The organism is Lysobacter daejeonensis GH1-9 (assembly GCF_000768355.1).
Classification (GTDB): domain Bacteria; phylum Pseudomonadota; class Gammaproteobacteria; order Xanthomonadales; family Xanthomonadaceae; genus Aerolutibacter; species Aerolutibacter daejeonensis.
In genome coordinates this window covers 159450-175353 of sequence record NZ_AVPU01000001.1, presented here as the reverse complement: position 1 = coordinate 175353, position 15904 = coordinate 159450, and the positions used below count along the sequence as shown (strand labels likewise).

Annotated in this window: 16 protein-coding genes and 1 pseudogene; 12 read left to right on the top strand and 5 right to left on the bottom strand. The window is 64.2% G+C overall.

Annotated features, from left to right (window positions below):
* Positions 1-21: 21 nt before the first annotated feature.
* From N800_RS15500 to ligD, 11 genes and pseudogenes are all read left to right on the top strand, one after another.
* Positions 22-513, top strand: coding sequence for a hypothetical protein (locus N800_RS15500; RefSeq protein ID WP_084087013.1), 492 nt, complete (start codon positions 22-24; stop codon positions 511-513).
* A 309-nt stretch (positions 514-822) separates the two neighbouring features.
* Complete coding sequence (locus tag N800_RS16025) at positions 823-1053, top strand: hypothetical protein (protein ID WP_036133596.1); 231 nt, start codon at positions 823-825, stop codon at positions 1051-1053.
* A complete protein-coding gene (locus tag N800_RS00740) occupies positions 1050-1685 on the top strand; it encodes a DUF2306 domain-containing protein (protein ID WP_036133592.1) in 636 nt (211 codons plus the stop codon). Before N800_RS16025 ends, N800_RS00740 begins: the two co-directional genes overlap by 4 nt.
* 36 nt (positions 1686-1721) lie before the next feature.
* Entirely contained in the window at positions 1722-2285 is a 564-nt protein-coding gene (locus N800_RS00735) for a hypothetical protein (protein WP_036133590.1), read from the top strand.
* 57 nt (positions 2286-2342) lie between these two features.
* Positions 2343-2669 carry a nucleoside triphosphate pyrophosphohydrolase family protein gene (locus tag N800_RS00730; protein WP_036133587.1) on the top strand — a complete coding sequence of 109 codons (327 nt, stop codon included), beginning with the start codon at positions 2343-2345 and terminating at the stop codon, positions 2667-2669.
* 43 nt (positions 2670-2712) lie between these two features.
* Positions 2713-3108: a hypothetical protein gene (locus N800_RS00725; RefSeq protein ID WP_036133584.1), complete on the top strand. Its 396-nt coding sequence runs from the start codon at positions 2713-2715 to the stop codon at positions 3106-3108.
* 43 nt (positions 3109-3151) lie between these two features.
* Positions 3152-3595: a hypothetical protein gene (locus N800_RS00720; protein ID WP_036133581.1), complete on the top strand. Its 444-nt coding sequence runs from the start codon at positions 3152-3154 to the stop codon at positions 3593-3595.
* 63 nt (positions 3596-3658) lie between these two features.
* Positions 3659-3928 (top strand): L,D-transpeptidase, encoded by a 270-nt coding sequence (locus N800_RS00715; RefSeq protein ID WP_036133579.1) that lies wholly within the window; start codon positions 3659-3661, stop codon positions 3926-3928.
* A 60-nt stretch (positions 3929-3988) separates the two neighbouring features.
* Positions 3989-4429, top strand: a complete 441-nt coding sequence (locus tag N800_RS00710; protein ID WP_036133577.1) for a hypothetical protein — start codon at positions 3989-3991, stop codon at positions 4427-4429.
* 138 nt (positions 4430-4567) lie between these two features.
* Entirely contained in the window at positions 4568-5512 is a 945-nt protein-coding gene (ku, locus tag N800_RS00705; protein ID WP_036133574.1) for a non-homologous end joining protein Ku, read from the top strand.
* Between the two features lie 3 nt (positions 5513-5515).
* Positions 5516-8034, top strand: a pseudogene (gene ligD / locus N800_RS00700) (DNA ligase D).
* Between the two features lie 34 nt (positions 8035-8068).
* Here ligD and N800_RS00695 read toward each other — a convergent pair.
* Complete coding sequence (locus N800_RS00695) at positions 8069-8983, bottom strand: ribonuclease H-like domain-containing protein (protein WP_084087011.1); 915 nt, start codon at positions 8981-8983, stop codon at positions 8069-8071.
* Positions 8980-11403 (bottom strand): DEAD/DEAH box helicase, encoded by a 2424-nt coding sequence (locus N800_RS00690; RefSeq protein WP_036133866.1) that lies wholly within the window; start codon positions 11401-11403, stop codon positions 8980-8982. The genes N800_RS00695 and N800_RS00690 overlap by 4 nt, the downstream gene beginning before the upstream one ends.
* A 157-nt stretch (positions 11404-11560) precedes the next feature.
* Between N800_RS00690 and N800_RS00685 the strand changes: the two genes are divergently transcribed.
* Positions 11561-12406 carry a universal stress protein gene (locus tag N800_RS00685; RefSeq protein WP_036133571.1) on the top strand — a complete coding sequence of 282 codons (846 nt, stop codon included), beginning with the start codon at positions 11561-11563 and terminating at the stop codon, positions 12404-12406.
* Positions 12407-12523: 117 nt separating this feature from the next.
* On the opposite strand, the gene N800_RS00680 is transcribed toward N800_RS00685, so the two are convergent.
* The 3 genes from N800_RS00680 to N800_RS00670 all read right to left on the bottom strand — a co-directional run bounded on the left by N800_RS00680 (position 12524) and on the right by N800_RS00670 (position 15801).
* Positions 12524-13297 (bottom strand): SDR family NAD(P)-dependent oxidoreductase, encoded by a 774-nt coding sequence (locus tag N800_RS00680; protein WP_036133568.1) that lies wholly within the window; start codon positions 13295-13297, stop codon positions 12524-12526.
* Between the two features lie 72 nt (positions 13298-13369).
* Complete coding sequence (locus N800_RS00675; RefSeq protein WP_036133565.1) at positions 13370-14287, bottom strand: ribose-phosphate diphosphokinase; 918 nt, start codon at positions 14285-14287, stop codon at positions 13370-13372.
* The gene (locus N800_RS00670) at positions 14284-15801 is read right to left on the bottom strand and encodes a thymidine phosphorylase family protein (protein ID WP_036133562.1); all 1518 of its coding nucleotides are present in this window, start codon (positions 15799-15801) and stop codon (positions 14284-14286) included. The genes N800_RS00675 and N800_RS00670 overlap by 4 nt, the downstream gene beginning before the upstream one ends.
* Between the last annotated feature and the right edge of the window lie 103 nt (positions 15802-15904).

Genomic DNA, 15904 nt, shown 5'->3' with positions numbered 1-15904 from the left:
AACACCGTAGCGACTACCCAGATGACAGTTCTTGCCAAGATCGTAGATTTCTTGAACAACATCGGCATCGAGACCAGCGAGGGCGTTGTTCCAGACTCATCATTTCTTCCGGGTGTGCGTATCACTAGCGGCCAGCTCGTTTATGATCCCGCGTCCCTCACATGGCCGGGCGACTTGCTGCACGAAGCTGGGCATATTGCAACGGTTCCCTCATCGCTACGTTCGATGCTGAGCGACGGGGTCGAGTTGCCCGAGCCTGCTACATACGCGACCGAAGCCGAGGCAACGGCTTGGGCTTATGCCGCTGTTCGCCATCTGCAACTGGACCCCGCCGTGCTGTTTCATTGCGGCGGGTATCACGGCGCATCAGATAGGCTAATTTCCACTTTCTCGCTTGGCGTCTACCCCGGCGCCTTTGGCTTGGCACAGTCAGGCATGACGGTCGTGGCGGAAGATACATGCGCGCACGGTGCATCGGTATACCCGGAGATGCGTCAATGGCTCCGCTCGTAGCGCAGGCGCGCCCTAACAATTCACTCGAGCCGAAGCCGCTTTGCGGCTCGGCCTAATTCTGGTGCTAGCCGTACTGGAAGGAAATGGTAAATGAGGTTGGTGTTTCTGGTGGCGGCACTGTTGGTTGCGCCCCGGGGTAATGGCTGCCAAGCTTGAAAGCGGCGATGCTGCACTTGCCGTGACCGACAAGGTCATGAAGCATGTCGTTTCAGGTGACGTTCGAGGGGGCTTGAACTGATCTAGCCGTATACCGTAGTACCTCCAGCGGAAGTTGATGCACTTCTTGGCCAGGTTGAGTTGCAGCAGCCAATGCTGCTCGCTCGTTCTGGAAAGAGCATCGGTTATGAGCTTCTTCGTAACGACACGGTTGATGACTCCTTGGCCCAGGTTATCTATCTCCAGCGGTTTGAGAAGCATGCGATGGTATGGCGCTTCATTCTCTACCGTGGGGCAGATGGCTGGACGATCAATTCGTTCAAGTACGTGGACGACATTACGTCTGCGTTCAATTGGTTCAATTCAAGCGTAGTACGCCCATGAAACTGTTCGGCACAATTTGGTTCTACATTCTCGCCCTTGGCGTCGCCGCTTACGTTGTCTTCGCTTATGGCTTTATGCCGTTGGGATCTCTGGTCCATCCCGATATGAAGCTCAATTTTCTCGCCCATAAGGCAGGCATTTACATACACGTATTTTCGTCTCTTGTTGCCCTGTCACTCAGCCCATTTCAGTTCTCCAGTAGGCTTCGGAGCAGTCGCCCTCGACTGCACCGCTTCATTGGCCGAACTTATCTCGGCGTTGGCGTTGCTCTAGGCGGCCTGTCTGGCTTGTACATGTCGGCATTTGCCTTCGGCGGCCTGGTTGCAAAGGTGGGCTTTGCCTGCCTCGCGGCATGCTGGCTAGTTACAGGCATGTACGCTTTCCTGGCAATCCGGAGAGGCGACGTGCAGGAGCACCGCAAATGGATCGTCCGCAATGTCTCGCTCACGCTCGCCGGCGTTACCTTGCGCGTCTACTTGCCATCCTCAATGCTCGCCGGCATTCCATTTGAGCTTTCTTATCCATTAATTGCTTGGCTCTGCTGGGCTCCAAACCTGCTCGTCGCGGAGTTGGCGTTCGCCAGAACGCATAACCATTCATTCAAGCCGAAGCCGCTTCCCAGCTCGACTTAATTCAAGCATTAGCCATCACCAACCATTTAGAGCGCCATGTCAAAGCTGATTTCGCTGCTTCTTCTTGTGGTTTTTTCGCTTCCGGCCAGGGCCGATGACGCAGAGCTGGCGCAACTGGCAGCGGAGGACCAGGCAGTCCGTGCCGGCGGCGCTGACAGTCGCTCCGACGACGTGCGGAGAGAAAAGGTACTCGAGATCCTCGCGGCCGGTGGCGCCACTACTCCTCAAGACAAGTTCAATGCCGGCATTGTGCTCCAGCACACCGGGCTGACTTTTTGCGATGGCAAGCTTCAGAGCTTGAGCGCAGAAAACTATCTACTCGCGCACTTCTTGTTCAAGGAGGCGATGGCGGGCGGCGTAAAGGATGCAAAGTATCTGGTCGCCGCCTCGATCGATCGGTACCTTAGCTTCACCAAGGGGCTCCAGCGCTACGGCACAAACCGCGTCATGGATCAGTCCACCGGCAACGAACTTCTGGTCCCCATCGACCGAAGCATTACAGACCAAGAGCGTGCGCTCTACGACGTCCCGCCCTTACAGGAGCTGCTGAGTAAGTATCCGGAGCAACCGGCACCCAATGGGCAGCGCAGTGGCGGCTAACAGTCCATTCAAACCGAAGTGGTTTCTCGGTCCTACTTGATTCTTAGACGGAGCTACATGAACTTCAGCGACCTTGAAAAGTCTGCACTACAGCTAAACGAACTCTACGAACAGCTGGAGATCAAGAGGCATGGGCGCGTCTGGACCATAGGGGAGCTTGCGCTTGGCTTCGTAGGGGACGTGGGGGACCTGGCAAAACTGATTCAGGCAAACGCCGGCGTCCGGACTATCGATGACTGCAAGGCAAAGCTCGGCCATGAGTTGTCTGACTGTTTGTGGTCGATTCTTGTTTTGGCAAACAAGTGCGAGATTGATCTGGAGGCAGAGTTTGTCAGGAACACCAGAGAGATAGCCGCATATGTGTCCAGCGAGCTCGACAGGTAACCGGCACGAGGGCACGGCGCAGGCACGGAGGGTAGGGCAGGTTATGACGCTCGCGGGCAAATCGGTTCTGGCCTGGCTCGTCATCCTGGTGTTGGCCGTTGCCAATGGCGCACTGCGCGAGGCCTTTCTCGTTCCTCATCTGGGTAAGCATTACGGTCTGCTCTTGAGCGGCTTCTTGCTGTCCGTCTTCATTTTTTTGACCGCCTTCCTCACCTTGCCCTGGTTGAGGGCGAACACGCCTAGGCAGCTCATCGGCATCGGCGTGGGTTGGCTGGCACTTACGCTTGCCTTCGAGCTAGCATTCGGTCGCGTGCAGGGCAAGCCTTGGCCGGTCATCTTCGAGGCATATATGTTCAAGGACGGCAACCTCTGGTCTGTAGTGCTGTTGGCTACGTTGACGGCCCCCTATATCACCGCCAAGCTCCGCGGCATGGTCTGAAGCCAGGCCACGACGCCGTCAGGAAGGGGTATTGCGGTCCACCATGAAGCTCACCTTCATCAAAGGCTCAGGGAAGTACGACCAGATGCTGGTCCGTCGCGGCAGCGCGACGGAAACCGTCGATTGTCCAAAACAGCGGATCATCCCGCACGACATGGTGCATTACGCGGTTGAGAGCACCCTGCAACGCCGCGGCTTCCTCGGTCGGGTCCGGGATGGGGAGGGTGCCACGTTCCAGATGGGCAGCGAGCCCGAGAGCGACGGCGTGGAACGGCTGGTCGAGGTATTTCAGGGCGACGCCTGGTCCGGTGGCACCAGCACGCCCGAGGACATGCTGGCGATGTACCAGGTCACCTGTCGAGCGCGGTCTTGCCCGCCACTGGCTGTGACTCGGGACGACATTGCGGCCGTGCGTCAACGCATCGCCGATCTTGACCGGCAATGGCAGGCGCTGCCCCCGGGCCATAAGATGGACTTGGAGCTGTAGTCCCCTCACTTATGCCGCAACCACGTGGGCACCAACGGACGGTTGAAAATCACGGAATTTGCTATGCGTAACGGCATGCCGTCCTCACTGGTTCCCAGCTTCGCCTTGGCTTGCCTGCTGTTGCTTTCGTCCAAATGCGTTGGCGGCGAAGTGCCGCAGGCTGACCTCGTGCTGGTCGACAAGAGCGAGCGGCGGCTATATCTCTATCGCCAGAATCGGGCCGTCACTGAGTTTCCGGTTTGGACCAACGGTTGCGTAGCCCTGAGCAATGACCACATGGAGATGGTCTGGCAGGCTGTCGCTGCCGGGATGCCCATCGAGATCCGCCCCTGATCCCACAGTCATGGAGGAATGCGATGCAGACTTGTTTCTTCGCTGCTGGATGATGGCGACATGACGCACCCGTACTTGCTTCTGGGCGCTCTTTTCAGCGCCATCGCAGCGGCCCTCCACCTGGCTTGCATCGCCTTTGGCGCGCCGTGGTACCGTTTTTTTGGCGCAGGCGAGGGCATGGCGCGGCTGGCCGAGGCCGGCAGCCCCAAGCCTGCACTCATCACCCTAGGCATTGCGGCCGTGCTTGCTGCCTGGTCGCTTTACGCGCTGTCCGGGGCGGGCGTCATCGGCAGGCTCCCCTTCGTTCGTTGGATGTTGTGTGCCATTACCGCGGTCTATCTGCTACGCGGATTCGCGGGACTGGGGCTGGCGATGTTCGCGCCGGGTGAGCGCAGCGTCGCCTTCTGGTGGTGGAGCTCCGGCATTTGCCTGGTGATTGGCACGCTCCATCTGCTTGGTACGCGACAGGCCTGGTCTCCGCTATCCGCGAACGCGGTTTGAGTCGCGCGTTTGCCTGCAGGGACGGCGCTGTTCAACCAGTGTTGCCGGTCCGAAATCGGGGCGTGATGTCGGAAATTCACGTGGGTTTCCCTTCCCAAGCGTGAAGATTCGGGGGTAACCACTGCCCGGAGCTGCCCCATGGCCCGCCCGATCTGGTCAGGAACCTTGTCGTTCGGCCTGCTCAACATTCCTGTTTCGCTGATGTCCGGCGAGCGCAAGGTCGACCTCAGCTTTCGCATGCTCGACTCGCGCGATCGCAAGCCGATCCGCTTCGAACGGGTCAATGCCGAAACCGGCGAAGAAGTGCCCTGGAAGGACATCATCAAGGCCTTCGAGTACGACAAGGGCAGTTATGTGGTGGTGGAAAAGGAGGACATCGCCTCCGCCGCCCCGGCGACCCACGAGTCGGTGGACGTGGAGGCCTTCGTCGGCCGCGACGAGATCGGCCTGCGCTTCTACGAGAAGCCCTACATCCTGGTGCCTGGCAAGAAGGCCGAAAAGGGCTACGTGCTGCTGCGCGAAACCCTGAAGAACACCGGCAAGGTGGGCGTGGCCCGCGTGGTGATCCGCACCCGTGAGTACTTGTGTGCGGTGATCCCCGAGGGCGATGCGCTGGTGCTGATGATGCTGCGCTACCCGCAGGAACTGGTGGAGCCGGATGAGTACAAGCTGCCTTCGGGCAAGGCCGCCGATTTCCGCATCACCGCCAAGGAGACGGAGATGGCCAAGAGCCTGATCGAATCCATGGCTGCGAAGTGGCAGCCCGATGATTACCACGACGAGTTCCGCAAGCGGCTGGAGGCAATCATCCGCAAGCGAATCAAGGCCAAGGGCGCCACCACGCGGATCGCCGAGGAAGGGCCCCACGAACGGCACGACGCCACGACCAACGTGGTGGACTTCATGGCCTTGCTGCAGAAGAGCCTGGACAGCAACAAGCGCACGCCGGCCAAGAAGACGACGACCAAGGCGCCCGCCCGCAAGACCAGCGCGGCCAAATCTACGGCGCGCAAGCCGGCCACGGCGAAACCTGCGAAAAAGGCGCCGGCCAAACGCGCCCCCCGAACGGCAGCGAAAGGGTGAACCGTGGGCCTGCAGCACTACCGTCGCAAGCGCCAATTCGACCGGACGCCGGAACCGTCGGCGGATCGGCGGGCTGCGCGTGGTGAACGCCCGATCTTCGTGGTGCAACTGCACCATGCCAGTCACCGCCATTACGATTTCCGACTGCAGGTAGGCGACACGTTGAAGAGCTGGGCGGTGCCCAAGGGACCGAGTTTCGATCCGGCCGTGAAACGATTGGCGGCGGAGGTGGAAGACCATCCCGTTGCCTATGCCGACTTCGAAGGCAACATCCCCAAGGGCCAGTACGGAGGCGGCCACGTGGCCACGTTTGATCGCGGCGTGTGGACGACCGATGGCGACCCGGAGGCACAACTGGTCAAGGGGCATCTGCGGTTCGAGCTGTTCGGCGACAAGATGAAGGGCGGCTGGCAACTGGTACGCACGCATAAGGCGGACCGCCAGCCGCAATGGCTGCTGTTCAAGGATGCGGATGAGCATGCCGCCCCCCGCGAGGCCGACGACCTGCTGGACGACGTCGCTGCGCCACCGGGCACCGTGGTGCGACGGCCAGCCCGGAAGACCACGCGCAAGTCCAAGGAACTCGTCGCGCCGCATCGCTGGGCGAAGCGTGCCGCCAAGCTGGATGGCGCGAGGGCTGGGCACCACCGTCCCGCGTTCCGCCCGCCCCAACTGGCCAAGCTGTTCCATCGCGTGCCCGCCGGTGAGGATTGGTTGCATGAGGTCAAGTGGGACGGCTATCGCCTGATCGCCCAGATCGGTGGGGCAAGGTGCGGTTGTGGTCACGCAACGAACGCGAATGGACGGCAAAGGTGCCGGAGATCGTGGCGGCATTGCAGGCGCTGGATCTTGCCGACGCGGTGCTGGACGGCGAGCTGATCGCAGGCTCCGGTCGCCAGGAAGACTTCGGGCTGCTGCAGGCCACGCTGTCGGGGGAAAAGAACGCAACGCTGACCTACGTGCTGTTTGACGTCCTGCAGGTGGACGGCGTGGATGTGTCGCGTAGCCCGCAGTACCAGCGCAAGCTGCTGCTGGCGGAGATCCTGAAGCATCCGCCGGGACACCTGGCCTACAGCACGCACGTCATCGGCAACGGTGAACACGCATTGGCGATGGCGGTGGAGCGCGGGCTGGAGGGAATCATTTCCAAGCGCGCCGATGCGCCTTACCACTCCGGACGTGGCGACACGTGGCGCAAGATCAAGCAACGAGATTCGGACGAGTTCGCGGTGGTGGGTTACACGCTGCCCAAAGGCAACCGCGAGGGACTGGGGGCGCTGCTGTTGGCCTCACCGGATGCGGACCATGGTTGGCGCTACGCCGGGCGGGTAGGGACGGGGATGAGCCACGATCAGCTGGTAGCGCTGGTTGCACAGCTGTCCAAATCGACCCGCGCCAAGCCCACGGTGCAGGTGGACGTGGACGACCCTGAATTGTGCCGGGCACATTGGGTTCGGCCCACGTGGGTCGCGGAAGTATTCCACCACGGTCTCGGCAACCAAGGGCTGCTGCGCCAGCCTGTGTTCAAGACGATCCACCGCGACAGGACGGCTACGGATCTGCAAGCCAAGGGGGCCACTGCAAGCACACTGGAGACAGCCGTGCCCCCAACGCGCCGTCGCAGGAAGACATCGGCGCCGCCAGTCGAACTGACCAATCCCGAGCGGGTTGTATTCACGGGCACCAGATTCACCAAGGCAGACGTCTTCCGCTACTACCGCACCATGGCGCCATGGCTGCTGCCGGAGATCAAGGGCAGGCCGTTGTCTGTGGTGCGCTGCCCGCAGGGAGCAGAGCGGCCCTGTTTCTTCCAGAAGCACCACACTTCCGGCATGGAGCACGTGCACGCAGTCACGCTAAAGGAAGACGGTGGCACTCGCGCCGATTACCTGGTGGTCGGCAACGAGGCGGGACTGTTGGAACTGGTCCAGTTCAATGCGCTGGAGTTCCACCCGTGGGGTGCACTGGCCAGCGCGCCAGATCAGGCAGACAGCATGGTCTTCGACCTCGATCCGGGCCCGGACGTGCCGTGGCAACGCGTCGTGGAAGCGGCCCGTCAGGTTCGGGATCGGCTGCGGGGGTTGGAGCTGGTTTCCTACGTGCGCACCTCGGGAGGCAAGGGGCTGCATGTGTTCGTACCGCTCAAGCCCGCCTGCGAGTGGTCACGGGTGAAGGCGTTTGCCCATGCGTTCGCCGAGTCGATGGTGGCGATGGACCCGCTGGCGTTCGTGGCCACGGCCACCAAGAAGTTCCGCAGGGGACACATCTTCATCGACTACCTACGCAATGGGCGCGGGGCGACCAGCGTGGCGTCGTTCTCGCTACGGGCGCGCGAAGGGGCCCCGGTTGCGATGCCGCTGAAGTGGGAGGAATTGGGTCGCGTGAAGGGGGGCGGCGCATATGACCTGACTTCAGCGCCCCGACGCATGGCAAGGATGTCGACGCATCCGTGGGGGGAATACCGACAGGTTCGCCAAGGCTTGGCGGAGGTGTTGCAACGGTTCTCCAAGGCGCGTGGTTAGCAGTTGGGATGATGCGGGGCGCCAAAGCGGACCATCAATCTCTGATGTCGGGATGACCCGCCGCCAGAACTTCGATGAGCCTCGCCAGCGACACCACGTCCTGATGGTTGTGCTTGGCGACCCGCCGCAGCTTGTCGGCGGCCCCTCCGCGAAGGTACTCCAGCCACGCGGCGGGCGCTTCGGCGCCCGGCAGGTCATCCTCGCGCACCACGCGCAGCACCTCGCGCTCGATGGTCGCCAACCGGCAGTTCTCCCAGGTCCCGCGCCAGCGCCGACGACTCGGGAACAGGAGATCGACGTGCGCCAAACCCATCAGCGGATTCACTTTCCGCGCCAGCCGATAGCGGGTAGCCAACAGGGGTGCGTCGTAGCACTTGCCGTTGTAGCTGACCAGCGTGGTGGTCGGCCGTAACCAACCGGCGAAGGCATCCAGCATCGCGCTCTCGCCTGCCATGGTGGTCAGGTACAACTGGCGTACACGCAGGCCGCCGTCCGCCCAGTCTGAGGCACCGATCATGAAGGCGCGGGTGCCGGTGCCGCCGGCTAATCCGGTGGTCTCGGTATCGAAGAACAACAGGTCGCGGGAGCGCAATGCCCCTTTGCGGTCGAATGCACCATCGAGCCACTCGGGCACCGGCTCGCAGCGCTGCATTCGCTCAACAAGGCGGACGCCGGGGGCGATTTCGTCACCCGGGACATCGCGATCGTGGTGCGTGCCCCCTCGAACAGTGCGGGGTGTGCGTACCCGGAGCAACGTGCGCAGACGCTCAAGGGATGCCTCTGGATCCCCCGATGCCTCGTATACAAGCGGATGGGCCCGCGCGATGGACAGGGAAGGGGGCAGGGCGGCAACGGTACCCACGGCCGATGGCCCGGTCGGCACGCGTGCACCACCTGGCTGTCCGCTCTGGTGCTTGAGTTGCTGCAGCTTGGCCAGGCTGATGCTCATGCGCAGGCCAGCCCGTCGAGCACGTCCAACGTCAGTCGCTTGGGTGAGTTGACGAGTTCCTCATCCGCAGCCAACACCGGCCCCACGCAGGCCGGGCAACCCGCGCGGCAATCGCAACCCTGTACCAGTTCCCGGGCCCGCGACACCAACTCACGCTGGCGCCGCCACAACGGCTCGCTAAGACCCACGCCGCCGGGGTAGTTGTCATAGAGGTAGACCGTTGGGGTGAACGCATCGTGCGCGTCCGGCGAGGTCAGGCTGCCGTCCAGGCCCCGCAGCTGGCCACGCCCTCGACCGTCACCGCTGGCGAACCATGCACCGTCGCCGCTGCCCACCGCCTTCTGCAGGTCGGCGCCGTCAGCCATCACTGCCACCTTGGCGACGACGTGCAGCGCGTATGCCGCGCCCAGGAAGCCATCCAGCGCGTCCTGCCGTGAAGCGAAGCGCGCTTCCAGCACGGATTGCGGCAGCTGCCACCACACGGCGGTCGTGTGCATTTCCTGGTCGGGCAGGTTGACCGGGCCGTAGCCAATGTTCTCGTGGGTGTAGTAGCGGATTTTCTTGTAGCCGGCCACGCGTCGTACCACATGCACTTCGCCATGGTGGCTGCTGCCTTCACCCGCCTTGCCTCCGTCAAAGCGCTCCAGCACCTTCAGCTTGGTGTAGTCGATGGCGTCGGTGTAGTAGTCCACGTGCGTGCGGGTGACGTAGGCCTTGCGACCCTCCCAGTCCAGCCGTTCCACCTGGTAGGGCGTGGACTGCACCATGTGGATGGCGCCCTCGTACAGCATCAGCGGCGCGGAGCTGTAGTCCACTTCCGCGATGATGGTCTGGCGGCCGTCGGTGCGGTCCACCACGACGAAGTTTCCGTCGGCCACCGAGCGCAGGCTGACAGCGTTGGCCGGGTAGCTGTCGGCGATCCACTCCCAGCGGTCGCCCTCGCCGTGGATGACGCCGTCTTCGGCCAGCAGTTCCAGGTACACTTGCGGGTCCACGGCACCGTCGCGCCCGCCGAAGCGTTCACCCTTGAGGAACGGCAGCTCGAAGGCGGCGCAGCGGATATGGTCGAGCAGGATCACCGGCTGGTCGGCGGCGATGCGCGCGTGCTCGGGCGAGTGCGCGCTGAAGAACTCGGGGTTGCGCACGATGTACTGGTCCAGCGGGTCGGAGCTGGCGACCAGCACGCCCAGCGACGGCTGCTGGCGGCGGCCGGCACGACCGAAGCGTTGCCATGTGGCCGCCACACTGCCGGGGTAGCCGTTGAGGACCACGACGTCCAGGCTGCCGATGTCCACGCCTAGCTCCAGCGCCGAGGTCGAGACGATGCCGTCCACGCGCCCATCGCGCATCGCGCGCTCGGCCTCGCGCCGCTCGGTGGGCAAGTAGCCGCCGCGGTAGGCGCGGATGCGCGCAGGCTTGCGCGGGTCGTGGTCGAACACGTCCTTGAGGTACTTGGTCAGCACTTCGACCATGGTGCGCGACTGGGCGAATACCAACGTCTTGAGCCGTGCCTTGATGGCCATGCGTGCGATGCGGTTGGTCTGCGAGCGGGCGGAGGCGCGCAGGCCGAGATCTGGGTTGACCACCGGCGGGTTCCACAGCAGCACGTGCTTGTCGCCGCTGGGAGCGCCGGATTCGGTGATGGCATGCACGTCGTCTTCGATCAGCGCCTCGGCGTGTGCCTGCGGGTTGCCGATGGTCGCCGAGCACAGGATGAACTGCGGGCTGACGCCGTAGAACGCGCACACCCGCTTGAGCCGCCGCAGCACGTTGGCCAGGTGCGAGCCGAACACGCCGCGGTAGCTGTGGATCTCGTCGATCACCACGTACTGCAGGTTCTCGAAGAACTGCGCCCACTTGGTGTGGTGGGGCAGGATGCCCTGGTGGAGCATGTCGGGGTTGCTGACCACGATGTCGCCGGCCAGGCGGATGGCCTGGCGCTGGTCGCCGGGGGTGTCGCCATCGAACGTGGCCGCCTTGACCCCAAGGTCGCCGGCCCTGGACAGTTCGATCAACTCTGCCACCTGGTCCTGGGCCAGCGCCTTGGTCGGAAACAGGTACAGCGCTTTGGCCCGCTTCTGCATGGCGGCGCTGACCACCGGGAGCGTGTAGCACAGGCTCTTGCCGGAGGCCGTGGGCGTGGCAACCACCACGTGTTGGCCACGCTGCACGGCCTCCCATGCCAGCGCCTGGTGGCGATACAGGCGCGTGACGCCGCGTCCGGCCAGCGCGGTGGCCAATGCCGGGGGCAGGCCCGCAGGCAACGGCGCGTAATCGCCTTCGCGCCCCGGCACCAGCAGCGTTCCGGTGATCCGGCTGGCGTACTTGGAGCCCAACCGTGCGGCCAATCGCCCCCCATCGTGCGCACCCCCGGGCCGCGGGGCGGTGGGAAAGGCATCCGCAATGGCGGGAGAGGGCAGGGAAGCGGCGCGGGACATGGGGCGATTCCGAAAGGCTGGCCGCGTTTGTAGGGCAATACCGTCTCACCCGATGAGATGGGCAGGGAATTGACCCGGATCAACGTTTCGTCCCCGTGTCAGCGCGCTAATGGCATGCGTCACCTTTGGAGCCTTGGCCATGATCAAAGACATCGTCCTGCCCCTGACGGGGACCCCGGGAGACGCCAATGCGGTAGCCGCCGCGCTGGACCTGACCGCAGCGGAGGACGCCCATCTGGCCCTGCTGGAACTGGTCAACCTGCCGGTGCCGGTGCCCGGGCCGTGGGGCATGGTCCCGGATGCGTCGATGGCCAGCCTGTACGACGAGTTGCGTGCCCAGTCCGAAACCCGCGCCGCCAAATGGCGCGAAAAGCTGAAGACCGCCGGCGTGCTGGGGGAAGTGCGTGTGGTGGAGTCGCTGTTCGTGGAGCCGCCGCGGACCGCCGCCATCAATGCACGCTATGCGGACATGAGCATCATCAGCGGAGCCGCGCCAGGCGATGCGGACAGTGCCGCCATGATCCACCCGTACTTCGGCGAGTTGCTGATGGAATCGGGTGGTCCCGTGCTGGTTATCCCACCGTCCAGCAAACCTGCACTCCCGGCGGGGCACGCCGTGGTGGCGTGGCGCCCCACCTCCGAAGCCGCACGTGCGTTGCGCGACGCACTGCCGTTGTTGCGGCGCGCCGCTACGGTTGATGTGGTCGTGGTTGACCCGCGCAGTGGAGAGTCCGGCGACGGCGAACAGCCTGGCGCCGACATCGCCAACCACTTGGCGCGGCAGGGCCTGAAGGTGAGCGTGGTGCAACTCCAGCGGGGCTCGCGCTCGGTAGCCGCCACGCTGCTGGAGCACGCGCGTACGTCCGGTGCGGACCTCCTGGTCGCGGGTGGGTATGGTCACTCGCGGTTCCGCGAATGGGCGTTGGGTGGCGCCACCCGCGAGCTGCTGGAGAGCACGCACCTGCCGGTGCTGTTCTCCCATTGAATGGGTAGTGGGGGGAGGTGGAAACGGGGCGCCCGAATGGGCGCCCCGTTTCTTTGCAGTGCCGCCATTTCGATCAGGAATGGCAGCCCGTAATAGCGGTGGCGCAGAGCGCGGAGATCAGCGCGCGGAATAACCACCGTCGATGACAAGTTCCGAGCCCGTGACGAACTTGGACTCGTCCGACGCGAGGTACACCACGCCCCAGGCGATGTCGTCCGCATCGCCCATGTGGCCAAGCGGATGCAGCTTGCCAACTTCTTCGCGGGCTGCGGCGATGTCAGTGGCTCCGCTGGCCTGCAGGTGGTGCTCCACCATCGGCGTCCAGATGTATCCCGGGTGGATCGAGTTCACCCGGATACGGTCCGGCGCGTAGATCATCGCGTCGGTCTTGCTCATGAGCCGTACTGCGCCTTTGGAGGCGTGGTAGGCGGGCACGTCTGGCGCACCGACCAGGCCGTAGATGGACGACAGGTTGATGATGCTGCCCGCTCCGGCACGCTTCATGAGCGGCAGTGAATGCTTGGTGCAGAACAGCACGCCCTTCACGTTGACCGCCTGCACCAGGTCCCACTCCTCCTCGGTGATCTCGTGGGTGAGCTTGGTGCTGCCGGAAATGCCGGCGTTGTTCACCAGCACATCCACGCCACCAAAGTGATCAGCGACTTCGGCGATGGCCCGGGCCACGTCGGACTCACGGGTGACGTCCACGTGCCAGTAACGGGCTTTGCCGCCGGCATGGTTGATCGCGTTGGCAAGGGCCTCACCCTCGGCATCCTGGCGGTCAAAGATGGCCACCGCGGCCCCTTCCTCCGCCAGCCGCTGCACGCAGGCATGGCCAATGCCGACGGCGCCGCCGGTCACGATGCAAGTCTTGCCTTCGACTCGGTTCATGCGTGATCTCCTCAAGGGGTTGACGGGATGATCCCGCAACACGGACCCCGGGACTTGATCGGGGTCAGATTGTCAGCAGCCCGGCAGCATCTTCAACGTGGCCTCTGCCAGTAGCCCGGCCACACTGATGGCGTTGGAGGGATGAGCGATGGTGTCTGTACTGGCCACGCGTGCCGCGCCGGCGGCCTGCAGTTGCGCGAACGCATCCCCCGCGAAAATCGCGTGGGTGGCAATGCAGGTGGCCGGCGGCAGCCCAAGGCGTTGCAGATGCCCCAGCGTTTCCATCAGCGTGCGACCGGACGACACGATGTCGTCGACGACAACGGGTGTGCGCCCCTGTGCGGATGCAGCATCGGGCAGGCTGACACGGACTTCGCGGTCACCCAGTCGCTGTTTCTCGAGCACCTGGTGCGGTGCGTCGGCCAGAGTGGCAATGGCGGACACCCACTGTTCGCTTTCGCTGTCCGGTCCGATCAGGACGGGCGACGACACTTCGCGGCGGATCCATTCCGCGATGGCCTGCGCCGCAGCCACGTTGCGCGTGGGAATGGTGTACACGTCTTCCAACGCGTGGATGCGGTGCAGGTGCGGGTCGACCGTGACCAGCCAGTCGAAGCTCTGCGACACGAACCGCGCGAACAGCGGCGCGCTCACGGCCTCGCCAGGATGAAAACGGATGTCCTGGCGCATGTAGGCGAGGTAAGGCGCCACCAGGCCCACCGAGCGGGCCCCGAACTCCCGTGCCGTCTCCCCGGCGAAGCGCAACGCCAGCGCCATCACGTCCGGATCGTGCAGGCTTGCGACGATGGCCACGTCGGCCCCGGCCAGTTGCTCGTCGATGGCGACGAGGGATTCGCCGTCAGGAAAGCGGCGCCAGTCGAGGCGGCCGATGCGGACCGCACCAGGGGCGTCCGCCGCCGCCATCATCGCACTCGCCATCGCCTCGGCCAGCGGGCGCTGGGCGGGGAAGGGAAGCAGCACGGTGCTCATGACCCGATGTCCTGCAGATCGAAGATGGCGCAGCTTCGTGCGTAGTCCAGCGCGTACTCCAGTTCGCCCTTGGACTGCGCGTGCACCGAAAACACGGGCTCGCCGGCATTGACACGATCACCAATGCGCAGCCGCGACACCAGTCCGGCGGCCGGGGATACAGGCGCACCCGCGAGCTTGGCCACCTTCGCGAGGCGGCGGTTGTCGATGGCGACGACGACTCCTCCGCGTTGGCTGGATACGTCGGCGCGGAACCGTGCCGGTTGCGGCTCGGTGAACCCACCCTGTGCATTGCAGATGGCCATGAACTTGGCAAAAGCACGGCCCGACACGAGCGTTTGTTCGGCCAGCGCTTGCCCCCGGCCAATGACGTTGCCGGGCACCAGATCCAGCAGCTCGCCGGTAAGCGCGATGGCACGCTCACGCAGGTCGGCAGGCGCATCCGCATCGCCGCGCAACACCTTCAACACGTCCATGGCCTCCAATGCCGGCCCGATGCCATAGCCCACCGGCTGCCGGCCATCGGTCCGGTTCACGGCAATCCGGAGGCCCAGCGCTGCGGCAGTGCCGGCAAGCCGCCCGGTGAGCGAATCGGCTGCGGCGGCGGAGCGCACCTTGGCCGTGGGGCCGACGGGCATGTCGATCAACACATGGTTGGAACCGGCCGCCACCTTCTTCGAAAGAATGCTGGCCACCAGCTGGCCATCGCTGTCGAAGTCCAATGGGCGCTCGACGCGGATCAATACGTCATCGGCAGGACTGAGGCGTACATTGCCACCCCAGACCACGCATCCGCCTTCGCGCTCGACCACGCGACGCATCGCCGCCAGGCCCAGCTCCACCGGCGCCATCACCTCCATGGTGTCCGCCGTGCCGGCAGGGGAGGTGATGGCACGCGAAGATGTCTTGGGAATGCGATAGCCCAGCGCCGCGACAATGGCAACGATGATTGGTGTCGTGCGATTGCCGGGCAAACCACCGACGCAATGTTTGTCCAGCACTGGACCTTCGCCCCAGTCCAACCGGTCGCCCACAGCGATCATGGCCCGGGTGAGAGCGGTAGTTTCGCCGTGGTCCAGGCGTTCGCCAGCGCAAGCGGTGACGAACGCCGCCAGCTCGATGTCAGAAAGCCGTTGCTGCACGGTGTCCTGCATCAAGGCCAGGTAGTCCGACTCCTCCAGCCGTTGGCCAAATACCTTGGCGCGCAGTGCGCCAGCGGAGCGGGGCGGCTCCGGGTGATGGAACGTGGCCATGGCATCCGGTTCTGGCTGGATGGCGTTCCAGGCTGCCTCGGACAGGGCAACGGCATCGTGCGGCAGCAGGTCGCTGACCACCACGTTGAGCGTGGCGATCAGTTCGCGATGGTCGATGCGCATGCTGACGCGGGTGAGCGCGGCGAACCCTTCCGACCGGCACACCTCACAGTCGCGATGCATGTAGACCACCGGCTGCTGGTAGGTATCGATGCCGGCGCGTATCACCCGGAGCTTGATCCTGTCCGCGTCGCTGTTCATCTGTCCCCACGGACTCTGGCGAGTCCATAGCATGCCGCATGGAGGGCGCCCCTGGTTTGATCGGAAGCAAGGCCGAGTCAGGTCAGTTCCAGCCCCTGCGCGG

What these genes read in the sequence shown, in the direction of transcription:
- N800_RS00685 (WP_036133571.1), top strand. Translation starts at nt 11,561, where the DNA reads ATGATCAAAGACATCGTCCTGCCCCTGACGGGGACCCCGGGAGACGCC.
- N800_RS00670 (WP_036133562.1), bottom strand. Translation starts at nt 15,801, where the DNA reads ATGAACAGCGACGCGGACAGGATCAAGCTCCGGGTGATACGCGCCGGC.
- N800_RS16025 (WP_036133596.1), top strand. Translation starts at nt 823, where the DNA reads ATGCTGCTCGCTCGTTCTGGAAAGAGCATCGGTTATGAGCTTCTTCGT.
- N800_RS00715 (WP_036133579.1), top strand. Translation starts at nt 3,659, where the DNA reads ATGCGTAACGGCATGCCGTCCTCACTGGTTCCCAGCTTCGCCTTGGCT.
- N800_RS00695 (WP_084087011.1), bottom strand. Translation starts at nt 8,983, where the DNA reads ATGAGCATCAGCCTGGCCAAGCTGCAGCAACTCAAGCACCAGAGCGGA.
- ku (WP_036133574.1), top strand. Translation starts at nt 4,568, where the DNA reads ATGGCCCGCCCGATCTGGTCAGGAACCTTGTCGTTCGGCCTGCTCAAC.
- N800_RS00740 (WP_036133592.1), top strand. Translation starts at nt 1,050, where the DNA reads ATGAAACTGTTCGGCACAATTTGGTTCTACATTCTCGCCCTTGGCGTC.
- N800_RS00680 (WP_036133568.1), bottom strand. Translation starts at nt 13,297, where the DNA reads ATGAACCGAGTCGAAGGCAAGACTTGCATCGTGACCGGCGGCGCCGTC.
- N800_RS00730 (WP_036133587.1), top strand. Translation starts at nt 2,343, where the DNA reads ATGAACTTCAGCGACCTTGAAAAGTCTGCACTACAGCTAAACGAACTC.
- N800_RS00735 (WP_036133590.1), top strand. Translation starts at nt 1,722, where the DNA reads ATGTCAAAGCTGATTTCGCTGCTTCTTCTTGTGGTTTTTTCGCTTCCG.
- N800_RS00725 (WP_036133584.1), top strand. Translation starts at nt 2,713, where the DNA reads ATGACGCTCGCGGGCAAATCGGTTCTGGCCTGGCTCGTCATCCTGGTG.
- N800_RS15500 (WP_084087013.1), top strand. Translation starts at nt 22, where the DNA reads ATGACAGTTCTTGCCAAGATCGTAGATTTCTTGAACAACATCGGCATC.
- N800_RS00675 (WP_036133565.1), bottom strand. Translation starts at nt 14,287, where the DNA reads ATGAGCACCGTGCTGCTTCCCTTCCCCGCCCAGCGCCCGCTGGCCGAG.
- N800_RS00720 (WP_036133581.1), top strand. Translation starts at nt 3,152, where the DNA reads ATGAAGCTCACCTTCATCAAAGGCTCAGGGAAGTACGACCAGATGCTG.
- N800_RS00710 (WP_036133577.1), top strand. Translation starts at nt 3,989, where the DNA reads ATGACGCACCCGTACTTGCTTCTGGGCGCTCTTTTCAGCGCCATCGCA.